This window comes from Xanthomonas sp. NCPPB 2586 (assembly GCF_041475775.2).
GTDB lineage: Bacteria > Pseudomonadota > Gammaproteobacteria > Xanthomonadales > Xanthomonadaceae > Xanthomonas > Xanthomonas campestris.
The window spans coordinates 2,611,400-2,625,136 of the sequence record NZ_CM192981.1 but is presented as its reverse complement, the minus strand read 5'-3'; the positions used below and the strand labels follow the sequence as shown (position 1 = coordinate 2,625,136).

Genomic DNA, 13,737 nt, shown 5'->3' with positions numbered 1-13,737 from the left:
CTCGCGCTGGCGCAGCTGGCGGCCGGTGCGGGGTGCCGGCAAGCGATTGTATGCGGTCACTCGTTACTTGGTAACATTATTGTGCTGCGCGTTTTAGGTATTGCACCTGCGCGAAGTGGTCGCTTGGAAAGAGAACGCCAGCATTTCTGCCAGCGATGGCCGAACACCGCATTGTGGAACGTCCCGCCGACAGAGGCGGTAGAATGAAGGGGTGAGCAAAGCCAAACGTCCCGACTCGATCACGCCCGATCTGCTGCATGTTGATCGCAGCGCCATGGGGCCGTTAGCAGAGCGGATGCGCCCACGTACCCTCGACGAGATGGTCGGGCAGAAACGCTTGCTTGCGGCCGATAGCGCCTTGCGGCGCGCGGTCGAATCCGGGCGCGTGCATTCGATGATCCTGTGGGGCCCGCCGGGCTGCGGCAAGACCACGCTGGCCTTGTTGCTGGCGCACTATGCCGATGCCGAATTCAAGGCGATTTCTGCGGTGTTGTCCGGATTGCCCGATGTGCGCCAGGTGCTGGCCGAGGCCGCGCAGCGGTTCGCCAGCGGCCGACGCACCGTGCTGTTCGTCGACGAGGTGCATCGCTTCAACAAGGCGCAGCAGGATGCGTTCTTGCCGCACATCGAGCGCGGCACCATCCTGTTCGTCGGTGCGACGACCGAGAATCCATCCTTCGAGTTGAACTCTGCGTTGCTGTCGCGCTGTCGCGTGCATGTGCTGGAAGGCGTGTCGCCGCAGGACATCGTCGAAGCCTTGCAACGGGCCTTGCACGATGCCGAGCGCGGCTTGGGCCAGGAGACGATCCAGGTCAGTGAAGCATCGCTGCTTGAAATCGCCAGCGCCGCAGACGGCGATGTACGCCGGGCACTGACGCTATTGGAAATTGCTGCGGAACTGGCGACGGGCGAGGGCGGTGAGATCACACCGCGAACGCTGCTGCAGGTGCTGGCCGACCGCACGCGCCGCTTCGACAAGAACGGCGAGCAGTTCTACGACCAGATTTCGGCGTTGCATAAATCCGTACGCAGTTCCAACCCGGATGCAGCGCTTTACTGGTTGACGCGCATGCTCGATGGTGGCTGCGACCCGGCGTATCTGGCGCGGCGGCTGACCCGCATGGCGATCGAGGATATTGGCTTGGCCGATCCGCGCGCGCAGAGCATGGCGCTGGAGGCCTGGGACATCTACGAGCGTCTCGGCAGTCCGGAAGGCGAGCTGGCCTTCGCGCAGCTGGTGCTGTACCTGGCCAGCACCGCCAAATCCAACGCCGGCTATGCGGCCTTCAATCAGGCCAAGGCCGAAGTGCGTGCCAGCGGTACGCAAGAGGTGCCGCTGCATCTACGCAATGCGCCGACCAAGCTGATGAAGACGCTGGGTTACGGCCAGGACTATCAGTACGACCATGATGCCGAGGGCGGCATCGCGCTGGATCAGACCGGCTTCCCGGATGCGATGGGCGAGCGCGTGTACTACAACCCGGTGCCGCGCGGGATGGAGATCAAGCTGAAAGAAAAGCTGGATCGGTTGCGCGAGGCACGCGCGCAGGCACGGGCTGACAAGGCCGGCAAACCCACGGCATAATCGCCCGCACAGGAGATGGCATTCCTCCTTGAACCGCACGCACTCTGCGCGCTGATGATGCCTGCCACCCCCGCCGAGGCGGCGGGTCCGTGCCCCGGCATCGCTTCTTGACTCAGGATGGATGACGCCGATGTCGCACGCTATTTCTTCGAAGACTTTCCCCGATAGCGGGGTACACGCATGAACGCACCGGTGTGGTGGCAACAGCTGCTGCTGGCGATGACGGGCGGCGCGCTGGGTTCCGGTCTGCGTTTCGCGATTGGTACATCGTTGATCCAGCGCTTCGGTACCGGTTTTCCGTGGGGAACGCTGACGGTCAACCTGGTCGGTTCATTCGTCGCGGGGGTGTTGTTGGTCTGGCTGGATGCGCGCGGACCATCGAGCTGGCCGCTGCGGGCCTTGTTGATCGTCGGCGTGATCGGCGGACTGACCACGTTCTCGTCGCTGATGATGGAATGCCTGGTGTTTTCGCGCACCGATCGGTCCACGATGATCGGCGTGTATCTGGCAGTGACGCTGGTGGCCGGGCTGGTGCTGGTGTTTGTGGGTGCGCGGACAGGCCAGTGGCTGGTGGCGCGCTAGGCATTGCGCCTTTGTTTAGGTGCTGAAGGTTGCCGGCGAAGGCTTCCGGGCTGCGCATTGCGTGCGGCGGTTATCTCGGACTGTGCGGCATTGATGCAGCCGAGCGCTGCGGTCGCTAAAAAGAGCGCAGCAAGGTGCAAGCGGCGCACCCACCGCAGATGTGGACTGGTGCAAGCGATTCCGCTCGCAGCGCACCTCCCGCCGACGATGGGTCGCAGTTGGGCATAAAGAAGGCGTGCTTGCGCACGCCTTCGGTCACTGCTGATCGCGTTCGCGAGATCGACACTGTGGCCGATCTCGTCAAACCCGTGCCTACAGCGCTTCGATGATGCCCGCCGCGCCCATGCCGGTGCCGATGCACATGGTGACCATGCCGTACTTCTGCTGGCGGCGGCGCAGGCCGTGCACCAGCGTTGCGGCACGGATCGCGCCGGTCGCGCCCAGCGGATGGCCGAGGGCGATCGCGCCACCCAGCGGGTTGACCTTGGACGGGTCCAGTTCGCTATCGCGGATGACCGCCAAGGCCTGCGCGGCGAAGGCTTCGTTGAGTTCGATCCAGTCGAGTTGGTCCTTGGTCAGGCCGGCCTGCTTGAGCGCCTTGGGAATGGCCGCGATCGGGCCGATGCCCATCACTTCCGGGCGCACGCCGGCGACCGAGAAGCTGACGAAACGGGCAAGCGGGGTCAGGCCGTAATCCTTGATCGCCTGCTCGGAGGCCAGCAGCACCGCACCGGCGCCATCGCTCATCTGCGAGGAGTTGCCGGCGGTGACGCTGCCACCGAACTGGCCGTTGCGGAACACCGGGCGCAGCTTGGCCAGGCCTTCGAGCGAGCTGTCCGGGCGCGGGCCTTCGTCGGTGTCGAACAGGCGCTTGCGCAGCGCGATCACGTTGCCAGCCAGGTCGGGTTGATGCGAGTGGATCTCGTACGGGGTGATCTCGTCGCGGAACTCGCCCGCCGCGATCGCCGCGATCGCCTTCTGATGCGAGGCCAGCGCAAACGCATCCTGATCCTCGCGCGACACCTTCCACTCCTCGGCCACCTTCTCGGCGGTGATGCCCATGCCATAGGCAATGGCCACATGGTCGTCGGCGAACACGCTCGGCGACATGGCGACCTTGTTGCCCATCATCGGCACCATCGACATCGACTCGGTACCGCCGGCCAGCATCAGGTCGGCATTACCCAGACGGATCTGGTCGGCGGCCATCGCCACGGCCTGGATGCCGGACGAACAGAAGCGGTTGATGGTCTGGCCGGCGACGGTATTGGGCAGGCCAGCCAGCAGCACGCCGATGCGCGCCACGTTCATGCCTTGCTCGCCCTCGGGCATGGCGCAGCCGATGATGGCGTCGTCGATGCGCGACAAGTCGATGCCCGGCGCCTGCGCGACCACCGCGCGCAGCACGTGCGCCAGCATGTCGTCGGGACGGGTATTGCGGAACACGCCCTTCGGCGCCTTGCCGACCGGCGTACGGGTGGCGGCGACGATGTAGGCTTCTTGAATCTGCTTGCTCATGGCTATCTCCGATAGCCGGGAATCGAGAATGGGGAATCGGGAATCGCAACTGCGGATTCGCCTGGGTTCGCCATCTTCATCGCCCGGCAGAATAAATGGGAGAAGCGGGGAGTCGGTTGGGCTTTTACCCATTCCCGATTCCCCACTTCCGATTCTCAGTTCCTCAACGGCTTACCCGTCTTGAGCATGTGCCCGATCCGCGCCTGGGTCTTTTCCTGCTGGGCCAGTTCGACGAAGTGCTTGCGCTCCAGCTTGAGCAGCCATTCTTCGTCCACCAGCGCGCCGCGATCGACTTCGCCGCCGCAAACGACCGTGGCGATGCGGGTGGCGATTTCGTAGTCGTATTCGCTGATGAAGCGGCCTTCCAGCATGTTGACCAGCAGCATCTTGAAGGTGGCGATGCCGACGTCGCCGGCGACCTGGATGCGGCGTGCCGGCAGCGGGGCGCGGTAGCCTCCTTCGGCCAGCGCACGCGCTTCGGACTTGGCGATGTGCAGTGCCTCGTAGCTGTTGAAGACGATCTTGTCGGTGGTGCGCAGCAGACCCAGCTCCTGGGCGTTGACTGCCGAGTTGGAGACCTTGGCCATCGCGACGGTTTCGAAGGTCTTCTTCAGTTCGGCGAACACATCGCCGCCCGGACCTGCAGCCACCGAGGCCCGCGCCGCGATCTCCTTCAGGCCGCCACCGGCCGGCAGCAGACCGACGCCGGCTTCGACTAGGCCGATATAGCTTTCCAGCGAGGCCACGGTCTTGGCGCTATGCATCTGGAACTCGCAACCGCCGCCCAGCGCCAGGCCGCGCACGGCCGAAATCACCGGCACCTGCGCATATTTGATGCGCTGGCTGGTGGCCTGGAAGTTGGCGACCAGCGCTTCGAACGCGTCCACCTTGCCGGCCTGCAGCAGACCCAGTGCGCCGGCCAGATCGGCACCGGCGGAGAAGGGCTCCTTCTGCTGCCAGATCACCAGGCCGGCGAAGTCCTTCTCGGCGCGGCCGACGACTTCCTGCAGACCGTTGAGCACGTGGTCGGACACGGTGTTCATCTTGGTCTTGAAGCTGACCACGGCGATGTCATCGCCGTCGTGCCACATGCGCACGCCGTCGTTTTCGAACACCGTCTCGCCCGGCGAGAACTGCTCGCCCAGCAGCGGATCGGGGAAGCGCTGGCGCTTGTACACCGGCAGCGCCGAACGCGGCAGCTTGGCATCGCGCGCCGGGCTGTAGGAGCCTTCGGCCGCATGCACGCCATCGCGGCCGTCGAACACCCAGTTCGGCAGCGGTGCACTGCTCATGCTCTTGCCGTTGGAGATGTCTTCGGCAATCCACTGCGCCACCTGCTTCCAGCCGGCGGCCTGCCAGGTCTCGAACGGGCCGAGCGACCAGCCGTAGCCCCAGCGGATCGCCAGATCCACATCGCGCGCGGTCTCGGCGATATCGGCCAGATGGTAGGCGCTGTAGTGGAACAGGTCGCGGAACGTGGACCACAAAAATTGCGCCTGCGGGTGCTGGCTTTCGCGTAGCTTGGCGAACTTTTCCGCCGGGTTCTTGATCTTGAGGATCTCCACCACCTCGGATGCGGCAGTGCGATCGGCGGCGCGGTAATCCTGCTTTTCCAGATCCAGCACCACGATGTCCTTGCCGACCTTGCGGAAGATGCCGGCGCCGACCTTCTGGCCCAGCGCACCCTTGCCGATCAGCGCATCCAGCCACTTGGGCGACTTGAAATACTGGTGCCACGGGTCGTCCGGCAGGGTGTCGCCCATGGTCTTGATCACGTGCGCCATGGTGTCCAGGCCCACCACGTCGGAGGTACGGTAGGTCGCCGACTTCGGGCGCCCGACCAGTGGGCCGGTCAGGCCGTCCACTTCATCGAACCCCAGTCCGAATTCCTGAGTGTGATGGATGGTGGACAGGATCGAGAACACGCCGATGCGGTTGCCGATGAAGTTGGGCGTGTCCTTGGCGTACACCACGCCCTTGCCGAGCGTGGTCACCAGGAAGGCTTCGAGACCTTCGAGCACGGCCTTGTCGGTGCCCTTGGCCGGGATCAGCTCGGCCAGGTGCATGTAGCGCGGGGGGTTGAAGAAATGCACGCCGCAGAAGCGATGGCGCAATTGCTCCGGCAGTACGTCGGAGAGCTTGTTGATGCCAAGGCCGGACGTGTTGGACGCCAGCACCGCATGCTCGGACACGAACGGCGCGATCTTCTTGTACAGGTCCTGCTTCCAGTCCATCCGCTCGGCGATCGCCTCGATGATCAGGTCGCAGTCGCGCAGCTGTTCCAGGCCGCTCTCGTAGTTGGCCGGTGTGATCGCCTCGGCCAGCGCCTTGCTGGCGAGCGGGGCGGGGCTGAGCTTGCCGAGATTGGCAATCGCCTTGAGCACGATGCCGTCGACGGGACCTTCCTTGGCAGGCAGGTCGAACAGCACGGTATCGACACCGGCATTGGTGAGGTGCGCGGCGATCTGCGCGCCCATGACGCCGGCACCGAGCACGGCGGCACGACGGACTAGCAACGGATTGGACATAGCGATAAGCCTCTTGTGGAACGTTTACGGTGTGGAATGAGCACGGAAACCGGGTTCGGCGAAACGAATGAGTTCGCGCGCGGCACGCGCACGGTGGTCGGCCTCGCTGACGCCCGGCGGACGCTTGATGAGACCGAAATCGGCCATGGCATAGGTCAGCGCACCGGCGAGGAAGTCCAGGCGCCAGTACAGCTCTTCCTTGCTCAGGCCCGGTACGCAGCCGGCGATGGCCTTGCCGAATTCGCGCAAGACATGGCCGTAGTGGTCGGATAGGAACTTGCGCAAGTTGTCGTTCTTTTCGGCATAGGCGCGTGCGATCACGCGGACGAAGGCGCCGCCGTTCTGGCGGTCCTGCGCCATTGCCAGCGCCGGCTCGACGAAAGCTGCGAGCACAGCCGTGAGCTCGCCGGGCTGCGACTTCTTCGCCGCTTCCAGCTGCTGCAACCGCGCCGTGGTCATCTCGTCCATGCGCCGGCGAAACACCTCGTTGACCAAGTTTTCCTTGGAGCCGAAGTGGTAATTGACCGCCGCGATGTTGACGTCGGCCTGGGTGGTGAGCTGGCGCAGCGAGGTGCCGGCGAATCCGTGCTGGGCGAACAGCTCCTCGGCCGCGCTGAGGATGCGGTCCTTGGTCGAGAAGTGGGCGGGCTTGGGCATGGACAGGCGTGGCGCTCAATCAAACGATTGTTTGAGTCTACGGGCTCGCCGACGCCATGGTCATGCCGCACTGCAGCACGATTCAGGGCCTGGTATGCAAAGGTAAGGACGACGGGATAGAATTGACCATCGCAAAGAAGGCTAAGCCCGCGTTTTGGCGCGGGTTTTTTTCATGATAACCTCGGGCCTTCAGTGGCCCGTCCAACGGAGATTCTCCCATGGCGCTGGAGCGCACCCTGTCCATCATCAAGCCCGACGCCGTCGCCAAGAACGTCATCGGTGAAATCTACAGCCGCTTCGAGAAGGCTGGCCTGAAGGTCGTGGCCGCCAAGTACAAGCAGCTGTCGCGCCGCGAAGCCGAAGGCTTCTACGCCGTGCACCGCGAGCGTCCGTTCTTCAACGCGCTGGTCGAGTTCATGATCTCCGGCCCGGTGATGATCCAGGCGCTGGAAGGCGAGAACGCCGTCGCCGCACACCGCGACCTGCTGGGCGCCACCAACCCGAAGGACGCCGCACCGGGCACCATCCGTGCCGACTTCGCTGATTCGATCGATGCCAACGCCGCCCACGGCTCGGACTCGGTCGAGAATGCTGCCAACGAAGTCGCGTATTTCTTTGCTGCAACTGAAGTGGTCTCGCGCTGAGGCCGAGAGAGTCGAGTCGTGAATGAGGTCGCGATCCCCTCCGTGTTGCTGGACGTTCCCGTCCCGGCTGCAACGGTGCACAAGCAGAACCTGCTCGACCTCGACCGCGAGGGACTGGAGCACTTCTTCGCCGACACGCTCGGCGAGGCGCGCTACCGTGCCCATCAGGTGATGAAGTGGATTCACCATCGCTACGTCACTGATTTCGACCAGATGACGGACCTCGGCAAGGCGCTGCGCGCGAAATTGCACCAGCACGCCGAGGTCCTCGTCCCGAATGTCGTGTTCGACAAACCGTCGACCGACGGCACCCACAAGTGGCTGCTGGCCATGGGGACCGACGGCAAGAATGCGATCGAGACGGTCTACATCCCGGACAAGGGCCGCGGCACGCTGTGCGTGTCCTCCCAGGTCGGCTGCGGCTTGAACTGCACCTTCTGTTCGACCGCCACCCAGGGCTTCAACCGCAACCTCACCACCGCCGAGATCATCGGGCAGGTCTGGGTTGCCGCGCGCCATCTGGGCAACGTGCCGCACCAGCAGCGTCGCCTCACCAACGTGGTGATGATGGGCATGGGCGAGCCACTGATGAATTTCGACAACGTCGTGCGCGCGATGAGCGTGATGCGCGACGATCTGGGCTACGGCCTGGCCAGCAAGCGGGTGACGCTGTCCACCTCGGGCCTGGTGCCGATGATCGACCGGCTGGCCACCGAAAGCGACGTGTCGCTGGCCGTTTCGCTGCATGCCGCCAACGATGCACTGCGCGAGTCACTGGTGCCGTTGAACAAGAAGTACCCGATCGCCGAGTTGATGGAGTCGTGCGCGCGCTACCTGCGCGGCAACAAGAAGCGCGACTCGGTGACGTTTGAATACACCTTGATGAAGGGCATCAATGACCAGCCCGAGCATGCGCGTCAGCTTGCCCGGCTGATGCGGCAGTTCGACAACGCCGTGCAGTCCAAGGATGCCGGCAAGGTCAACCTGATTCCGTTCAACCCGTTTCCCGGCACCCGCTACGAGCGCTCTGGCGAAACCGAGATCCGCGCATTCCAGAAGATCCTGCTCGATGCGCAGGTGCTGACGATGGTACGCCGCACGCGTGGCGACGATATCGATGCAGCCTGTGGTCAGCTCAAGGGCCAGGTCATGGACCGGACCCGTCGCCAGGCGGAATTCCGCCGCACATTGGAAGGGCAGGCCGATCGAGATGCGGCAGCGTGATATCGCGTTAATGGCGGCCGCAGTGATCGCGCTCAGCGCGGTTGGCTGCGGCGGGCGCAATGCGAAGCCTGGCAAGATCAGGAGTGTTGAGCAGGTTGCGCCCAATTACGATTTCCGTGACAGCTCGGCCACGCGCGATCGCCTGGCACTGGAGCAGAAGCTGGGGCTCGCCAACAACCGCATGCAGAGCGGCGATTACGCCGCTGCAGAGCAGCTAGTGCGCGACGTGTTGAAGAAGACGCCCAACTCGATCGATGCGCTGATGTTCCTGGGCGTGATTCAACAGGGGCAGGGCAATCTCGCTGCAGGCGACACCTATCGCCGTACCGCCGAACTGGCACCGCAGCGCGGTGATGTGCTCAACAACTATGGCGCCTGGTTGTGCGGCAATGGCAAGGCGGCTGAGTCGCTTGCATGGTTTGATCGTGCACTCGGTGACCAGACCTACGCGCCGGCGCCTGCCTTGGCCAATGCAGGTGGCTGCGCCTTGCAGGCGGGTCAGCCGGAGCGTGCCGTGCGCGATTTGCGCAAAGCGCTCGATCTGGAACCCACCAACGCCTATGCGCTTGAATCCATGGCGCGTTATGAAGTTCAGCGTAAAGGCTTTTTCGAAGCCCGCGCATTCGTCGAACGACGGCTCGCGGCTGCACCGGCAACTGCTTCCGTGTTACAACTCGCCATTCAGATTGAGCAAGGGCTCGGCGACATGGTAGCTGCCGGCCGTTATCAACAGCGGTTGGTCAAGGAATTTCCTGACGCAGCGACCGCTACTCCTGGGGCCAATGCATTGTGATCAGTGATTCCAATCCGAATCCTTTCGAGCAGGAAAAGGGATGCGGGCAGCAGTTGCGCGACGCGCGCGAAGCGGCAGGTCTGAGCGTGGACGATGTGGCAGGCAAGCTGCACATGCCGGCCCACGTGGTGCGTTCGCTCGAACAAGAAGAATGGCAGCGCCTCGGCGCGCCGGTCTTCGTGCGCGGCCAGTTGCGCAGCTACGCGCGCCTGCTGCGTGTCGATCTCGATCCGCTGCTGCAGCAAACCACGATTGCGCCGGTTGAACCGGTCAAGCTGGTCAGTCACACGCATACCCCGCGTGCCCGGCGGATTCTGGAAAGCACCGCTCGCAAGGCGATGTACGTCGTGATCACCGGCGTGTTCGCAGTGCCGGTGTGGTACGCCACGCGCTCGCACCTGGATGGCCAGGGGCCAAGCACCGTGTCGCTGGACAGCATGCCGGATGCTGCCAAGACCGGCACGCCCGCGCGGACTGCCGAGCCGCCGTCCTCCGTGCCGCGTGAACAACCGGCGCCGTATATCGCTTCGATGACGCCGGTGCCGCGGGCCGCCCCTGCTGCCGAGGCCCCGGCCGCCAGCAGTGCTGGCACGTTGTCGTTGCGTTTCAGCGGTGACAGCTGGGTGCAGATCCTGGCACCGGATGGCAGCGCGGTGGAAAAAGCGTTGATCCGTGCCGGCGAGCAGCGCACCTATTCACCGGGCCAGATCGGCCGTGTGGTGCTGGGCAATGCGTCGGCGGTAGAGGTTCAGCAGGGCGGCAGTATCGTCGACGTGAAGCCGTTCCAGCGCGCTAACGTGGCACGTTTTGCGGTATCCTCCGACGGCTCCGTGGTGCCTGCTTCCGAATAGAAGCGGACTGCGGTTTTTCATTTTCCCCTTTTGATGTTCCGCGCCTGCAGGTGGCGGAGCGAGAGTACGCATGGCGATCGACGATCTGCTCGACGAACACGAACAAGGTGAACGGGTTCGTTCCTGGTTGAGAAAGAATGGTGCGGGTCTGATTGGCGGAGTCCTGCTGGGACTGGCCCTGATCCTGGGGTGGCAGTGGTGGCAGAAGCGCAACACGACCGCGTCGGTGGAAGCCAATGCCCGCTACGAGGCCGTGGTCAAGTCCATCCAGGGCAAGGACCTGGACAAGGCCGCCAAGGACATCGTGGCGCTGGACGACGGCAAGGGTGGCGTTTATGCCGAGCTCGCTGCGCTGCGCCTGGCCAAGGCCCAGATGGATGCCGGCAAGACCGCCGAAGCGATCAAGACATTGCGTGATGTGCCCGCCGAAGGCGAGCTCAAGCAGATCGTGCAGCAGCGCCTGGCGCGCGTGCTGACCGACAGCGGCAAGCCGGATGAGGCGATCAAGCTGCTGGCCGATGCGCAAGATCACACCAGCCTGGAAATCCGCGCCGATGCGCTGGTGAAGCAGGGCAAGCGCGACGAAGCACGCGCGCTCTATACCAAGGCACTGGCAACGGTGGATGTGGCATCGCCGCAGCGCCGCCTGCTGGAAACCAAGCTGATGGATGTGGGCGGCACCGTGCCCGATCCGGCGGAGCCGATTTGATGAAGCAGGTTGATATGTACAAGCGCGTTGCATTGATCGCCCTGATGGGCATGTCGCTGGCGGGGTGCAGCACCGTCAAGGGTTGGTTCGCAGGCAAGGACGCGGCTGCCAAGAAGGCGCAGGAACCGGCCGAACTGGTCAAGTTCGAGCCTTCGGTCAAGGTCGACAAGCTGTGGTCCACCGGCGTGGGCAAGGGCGAGGGGCACATCGGTGTGCGTCAGCGTCCGGCCGTGGCCGATGGCAAGGTGTATGCCGCCGCCATCACCGGTGGCGTGCAGGCGCTGGATCTGCAGACCGGCAAGCGCGTGTGGGAATACAAGCCCAAGAAAGAAGAGCGCAACGATCGCAAGTTCAAGCAGCGCCTGTCCGGTGGTCCGGGTGTGGGCGAGGGCCTGGTGGTAATCGGCACGCTGTCCGGTGACGTGATCGCACTGAATCAGGCAGATGGCACCGAGAAGTGGCGGGCCAAGGTACCGAACGAAGTCATCGCCGCGCCTGCCATCGCGCAGAGCCTGGTGCTGGTGCGCAGCAACGACGGCCGCGTGAGCGCGTTCGATGCAGCCACCGGCGAGCGCCGCTGGTTCCATGCCGAGGAAGGTCCGACCCTGTCGGTGCGCGGTAATGCGCCGATCGTGACCGGCCCGGGCGTGGTGTTTGTCGGCAACGATGTCGGCACCCTGAGCGCCCTGGCGCTGCAGGATGGCCGCCCGTTGTGGGAACAGGCCATCGGCGTGCCGGAAGGCCGTACCGAGCTGGAGCGCATGTCCGACGTGGACGGCGCCCCGGTGCTGGATGGCACCACCCTGTATGCGACCAGCTTCAAGAACGAAACCCTCGCCCTGGAAGGCCCCAGTGGCCGTCCGCTGTGGACACGCGATCACGGCGGTGCCGGTGGTCCGGGCGTGTCGTCCAGCGTGGTGGTGGTGGCCGACAACGCCGGTTCGGTGTGGGGCCTGGACAAGTCCAGCGGTGCGGCGATGTGGTCGCAGGCTGCGCTTGCACGCCGCTCGTTGACCGGTGTGGCCATTCAGGGTGATTACGCCGTGGTGGGGGATTACAAGGGCTACCTGCACTGGTTGAAACTCAGCGACGGTGCTCTGGCCGCGCGCGCTCGCGCTGGACGCGACACGCTGCTGGCACAGCCGCTGGTCGTCGATGGCATTCTGCTGGTACAAAATACCGACGGCGATATCACCGCCTTCCGGTTGGCACAATAAGGACCTTGCGATGCTGCCCCTGGTCGCCCTGGTTGGACGGCCCAATGTCGGCAAGTCCACCATCTTCAATGCGCTGACGCGCACCCGCGACGCGCTGGTCCATGACCAGCCTGGCGTCACCCGCGACCGTAACTACGGCGTCTGCCGGCTCGATGAGCAACAACCCTTCATCGTGGTCGATACCGGCGGTATCGCCGGCGACGAAGAGGGCTTGGCTGGAGCCACCGCGCGCCAGGCACGTGCTGCGGCTGGCGAAGCCGATCTGGTGTTGTTCGTGGTCGATGGCCGCGAGGGCGCCTCGTCGCTGGACGACGAAATCCTGGCCTGGCTGCGCAAGCTGGCCCGGCCGACCGTGCTGGTGATCAACAAGATCGACGGTACCGATGAAGAATCGGTGCGTTCGGAGTTTTCGCGCTATGGCTTCTCCGATGTGGTGGCGCTGTCGGCCGCGCATCGGCAGGGCATCGACGACCTGCTGGAAGAAGTCGGCGCGCGTTTGCCGGAAGAAGGCGCGGGCGAACTGCTCGATAACGACCCCGCGCGCGTGCGTATTGCATTCGTGGGCCGTCCGAACGTGGGTAAGTCGACGCTGGTCAATCGCCTGCTGGGTGAGGAGCGGATGATCGCGTCGGAAGTTCCGGGCACCACGCGCGATTCGATCGCCGTGGACCTGGAGCGTGACGGGCGCCAGTACCGCCTGATCGACACGGCCGGCCTGCGTCGCCGCGGCAAGGTGGAAGAGGCGGTCGAGAAGTTCAGCGCGTTCAAGACGCTGCAGGCGATCGAGCAATGCCAGGTCGCGGTGCTGATGCTGGATGCCACCGAAGGCGTAACCGATCAGGACGCGACCATTCTCGGTGCGATTCTCGATGCGGGCCGCGCACTGGTGGTGGCGATCAACAAGTGGGATGGGCAGAGCGACTATCAGCGTGCCCAAGCCGAAGACCTGTTGTCGCGCAAGCTGGGCTTTGTGAACTGGGCCGAGGCAGTGCGGATCTCCGCGTTGCACGGCTCGGGCATGCGTGAGCTATTTCAGGCGATCCATCGTGCGCATGCATCGGCCACGCATGAGTTCAGCACCAGCGAAGTGAACCAGGCGCTGGAAATTGCCTACGAGACCAATCCGCCGCCGAGCATTCGCGGGCATGTCTCCAAGCTGCGTTACGTGCATCCCGGTGGCGCCAATCCGCCCACCTTCATCGTGCATGGCACGCGCCTGAAGGTGCTGCCGGAGTCGTACAAGCGTTATCTGGAAAACTTCTTCCGTAAGCGCTTCAAGCTGGTCGGCACGCCGGTGCGTTTCATTTTCCGCGAGGGTGCCAACCCGTACGAGGGCAAGAAGAATCCGCTCTCCGATCGGCAGATTGCGCGCAAGCGTCGCCTGATGCGGCACGTCAAGGGCAAGTAAGCCGGCACGGCGCGCTGGTAT

12 protein-coding genes and 1 riboswitch are annotated in these 13,737 nt (G+C 64.3%); of the genes, 9 read left to right on the top strand and 3 right to left on the bottom strand.

From position 1 onward, the window contains the following. Positions 1-211 precede the first annotated feature (211 nt). Together ACCQ09_RS11250 and crcB are read left to right on the top strand one after the other, a co-directional pair. Complete coding sequence (locus ACCQ09_RS11250) at positions 212-1,585, top strand: replication-associated recombination protein A (RefSeq protein ID WP_040941322.1); 1,374 nt, start codon at positions 212-214, stop codon at positions 1,583-1,585. Between the two features lie 2 nt (positions 1,586-1,587). Beyond that, a riboswitch (Fluoride riboswitch) is annotated at positions 1,588-1,656 on the top strand. Positions 1,657-1,765: 109 nt separating this feature from the next. Then, on the top strand, positions 1,766-2,167 hold the full coding sequence (crcB, locus tag ACCQ09_RS11245; protein ID WP_040941321.1) for a fluoride efflux transporter CrcB: 402 nt from the start codon (positions 1,766-1,768) through the stop codon (positions 2,165-2,167). A gap of 312 nt (positions 2,168-2,479) precedes the next feature. Here crcB and ACCQ09_RS11240 read toward each other — a convergent pair whose 3' ends face one another. The 3 genes from ACCQ09_RS11240 to ACCQ09_RS11230 all read right to left on the bottom strand — a co-directional run bounded on the left by ACCQ09_RS11240 (position 2,480) and on the right by ACCQ09_RS11230 (position 6,870). Continuing rightward, positions 2,480-3,685 (bottom strand): acetyl-CoA C-acyltransferase, encoded by a 1,206-nt coding sequence (locus ACCQ09_RS11240; RefSeq protein WP_040941320.1) that lies wholly within the window; start codon positions 3,683-3,685, stop codon positions 2,480-2,482. 155 nt (positions 3,686-3,840) lie between these two features. Continuing rightward, the gene (locus tag ACCQ09_RS11235) at positions 3,841-6,213 is read right to left on the bottom strand and encodes a 3-hydroxyacyl-CoA dehydrogenase/enoyl-CoA hydratase family protein (RefSeq protein ID WP_040941319.1); all 2,373 of its coding nucleotides are present in this window, start codon (positions 6,211-6,213) and stop codon (positions 3,841-3,843) included. Between the two features lie 24 nt (positions 6,214-6,237). Then, positions 6,238-6,870: a TetR/AcrR family transcriptional regulator gene (locus tag ACCQ09_RS11230; RefSeq protein WP_040941318.1), complete on the bottom strand. Its 633-nt coding sequence runs from the start codon at positions 6,868-6,870 to the stop codon at positions 6,238-6,240. 218 nt (positions 6,871-7,088) lie between these two features. Here ACCQ09_RS11230 and ndk point away from each other — a divergent pair, with 218 nt between their 5' ends. From ndk to der, 7 genes are all read left to right on the top strand, one after another. Further along, positions 7,089-7,514 (top strand): nucleoside-diphosphate kinase, encoded by a 426-nt coding sequence (gene ndk, locus ACCQ09_RS11225; protein ID WP_002812972.1) that lies wholly within the window; start codon positions 7,089-7,091, stop codon positions 7,512-7,514. An 18-nt stretch (positions 7,515-7,532) separates the two neighbouring features. Further along, positions 7,533-8,738: a dual-specificity RNA methyltransferase RlmN gene (gene rlmN / locus ACCQ09_RS11220; RefSeq protein WP_075285690.1), complete on the top strand. Its 1,206-nt coding sequence runs from the start codon at positions 7,533-7,535 to the stop codon at positions 8,736-8,738. 10 nt (positions 8,739-8,748) lie between these two features. Beyond that, the gene (locus ACCQ09_RS11215; protein WP_012438374.1) at positions 8,749-9,531 is read left to right on the top strand and encodes a tetratricopeptide repeat protein; all 783 of its coding nucleotides are present in this window, start codon (positions 8,749-8,751) and stop codon (positions 9,529-9,531) included. After that, positions 9,528-10,382, top strand: coding sequence for a helix-turn-helix domain-containing protein (locus ACCQ09_RS11210; RefSeq protein ID WP_040941315.1), 855 nt, complete (start codon positions 9,528-9,530; stop codon positions 10,380-10,382). The genes ACCQ09_RS11215 and ACCQ09_RS11210 overlap by 4 nt, the downstream gene beginning before the upstream one ends. Positions 10,383-10,452: 70 nt before the next feature. After that, positions 10,453-11,091, top strand: a complete 639-nt coding sequence (locus tag ACCQ09_RS11205; protein ID WP_011037148.1) for a YfgM family protein — start codon at positions 10,453-10,455, stop codon at positions 11,089-11,091. Then, positions 11,091-12,308 carry an outer membrane protein assembly factor BamB gene (gene bamB, locus ACCQ09_RS11200; RefSeq protein ID WP_014507731.1) on the top strand — a complete coding sequence of 406 codons (1,218 nt, stop codon included), beginning with the start codon at positions 11,091-11,093 and terminating at the stop codon, positions 12,306-12,308. The genes ACCQ09_RS11205 and bamB overlap by 1 nt, the downstream gene beginning before the upstream one ends. A gap of 10 nt (positions 12,309-12,318) precedes the next feature. Further along, a complete protein-coding gene (gene der / locus ACCQ09_RS11195) occupies positions 12,319-13,716 on the top strand; it encodes a ribosome biogenesis GTPase Der (protein ID WP_011037150.1) in 1,398 nt (465 codons plus the stop codon). The last annotated feature ends 21 nt before the right edge of the window (positions 13,717-13,737 follow it).

What these genes read in the sequence shown, in the direction of transcription:
- ACCQ09_RS11215 (WP_012438374.1), top strand. Translation starts at nt 8,749, where the DNA reads ATGGCGGCCGCAGTGATCGCGCTCAGCGCGGTTGGCTGCGGCGGGCGC.
- ACCQ09_RS11230 (WP_040941318.1), bottom strand. Translation starts at nt 6,870, where the DNA reads ATGCCCAAGCCCGCCCACTTCTCGACCAAGGACCGCATCCTCAGCGCG.
- der (WP_011037150.1), top strand. Translation starts at nt 12,319, where the DNA reads ATGCTGCCCCTGGTCGCCCTGGTTGGACGGCCCAATGTCGGCAAGTCC.
- ACCQ09_RS11205 (WP_011037148.1), top strand. Translation starts at nt 10,453, where the DNA reads ATGGCGATCGACGATCTGCTCGACGAACACGAACAAGGTGAACGGGTT.
- ACCQ09_RS11240 (WP_040941320.1), bottom strand. Translation starts at nt 3,685, where the DNA reads ATGAGCAAGCAGATTCAAGAAGCCTACATCGTCGCCGCCACCCGTACG.
- ndk (WP_002812972.1), top strand. Translation starts at nt 7,089, where the DNA reads ATGGCGCTGGAGCGCACCCTGTCCATCATCAAGCCCGACGCCGTCGCC.
- ACCQ09_RS11235 (WP_040941319.1), bottom strand. Translation starts at nt 6,213, where the DNA reads ATGTCCAATCCGTTGCTAGTCCGTCGTGCCGCCGTGCTCGGTGCCGGC.
- crcB (WP_040941321.1), top strand. Translation starts at nt 1,766, where the DNA reads ATGAACGCACCGGTGTGGTGGCAACAGCTGCTGCTGGCGATGACGGGC.
- bamB (WP_014507731.1), top strand. Translation starts at nt 11,091, where the DNA reads ATGAAGCAGGTTGATATGTACAAGCGCGTTGCATTGATCGCCCTGATG.